General features: G+C 55.0%; 1 protein-coding gene. It reads left to right on the top strand.

Annotation, left to right across the window (positions count from 1 at the left end; genetic code table 11):
• Window positions 1–67: 67 nt before the first annotated feature.
• The coding region (locus tag V7773_RS30190; protein ID WP_336076493.1) for an IS4 family transposase at window positions 68–1414 on the top strand (1347 nt) is incomplete at its 3' end.

The raw sequence follows: 1414 nt of genomic DNA, 5'->3' as shown, positions 1-1414 counted from the left end.
GCGCTCATCGTTCTACATAACTCTGTTTTCAAGTATTTTTGAAATTCGGAGAAATGGAGAACGATGATTGAATTGGGCACAGGACGAAATGAAAACCGCCGACTTGGGTGATGGCCGTTTAAATGCCAGGCTCGCCAGCTTTTTAGGACGCCTAGCCGATCATCCCGGCAACAGCATCCCGACCGCTTGTCGAGGGCTGGCAGAAACGACGGCGGCTTATCGATTTCTTGATAATGAGAAAGTCACGTTCCAGAAGGTGTTGCAGCCCCATCAGGACGCGACCCTGCAACGGATGCAATGCAGTCCCGTGGTGCTGTTGGCGCAAGATACGACCGAGATGGACAAATGGGTCAATCTCGGTCCAAAAGGGATGGGCACGATCAAGGCGCAGAAGAAGTTTTCTCGACGTCTGCACCCAACCGTCGCCTTTACCCCCGACCGTATCTGTCTGGGTGTCGTCGACGCTCAGTGGTGGAGCCGCGATAAACCGAGCCCCCGTCGTGAGCGCCCAGCTAAAGGGATTGACGAGAAAGAGAGTCAGCGCTGGATCAACAGTTATCAAACCAGTTGTGCGATTCAGGGGCAGCTACCGCAGACCTTGGTGGTCAACCTCGCCGATGCCGAGGGTGATCTGTACGAATGGTTTATTGATTATCAGCAATTCGCTCCAGGCACGCAGGCCCAATGGATCGTACGGGCGGCTCAAGACAGACGCTTGTCAGGGCCTGACAACGGGAAGTTGTGGTCGGAACTGGAGCAGGCCCCTGCTTTGGGAACACTCAAGGTTGAAGTCAAAGCGCGCGTCCAACGCCCCGCCCGGCTGGCTGATGTCACATTGCGCGCAGCAACCGTGACCCTGCGGGCCCCCGACAGGTCGGGTTATAAATTGCCCAGTGTCTCGATCAATGCTGTTTTGGCCCGTGAAGAAAACACCATAGACGGCGTTGAGCCTCTGGAGTGGATGCTGTTGACCAGTCTGCCGGTCACCCGCCTGGAACAGGCGAGCACCGTGGTTGAGTGGTACGGGGTACGCTGGTCTATCGAAGTGTTTTTCAATGTGCTGAAAAATGGTTGTCAGGTCAGTCGATTGCAACTGGAAACCGAAGAACGGTTGTTACCCTGCATTGGTTTGTACTTGATTACCACATGGCGCGTGCTTTACGGCCTGATGCTGGGACGTGCTTGTCCGGATTTAAGCTGCGAGATGGTGTTTGAGGCTTCGGAGTGGAAAGCGGCCTATGTTGTGGTCAAACGGTGTCAACCGCCCTCTGTACCGCCTTCTTTGGGCGAGATGGTTTTACTGGTCACAAGCCTGGGAGGCTACTTAGGGCGCAAAAATGACGGGCCTCCCGGCCCTAAGGCCATGTGGATAGGGATGCAACGAATACGCGAGTTTGTTATCGCGTTAGAAGCC

Source organism: Pseudomonas sp. 3JA, from assembly GCF_036961705.1.
Classification (GTDB): domain Bacteria; phylum Pseudomonadota; class Gammaproteobacteria; order Pseudomonadales; family Pseudomonadaceae; genus Aquipseudomonas; species Aquipseudomonas fluorescens_Q.
Note: the sequence above shows the minus strand (reverse complement) of the source record. Positions and strands in the feature narration are given on the sequence as shown.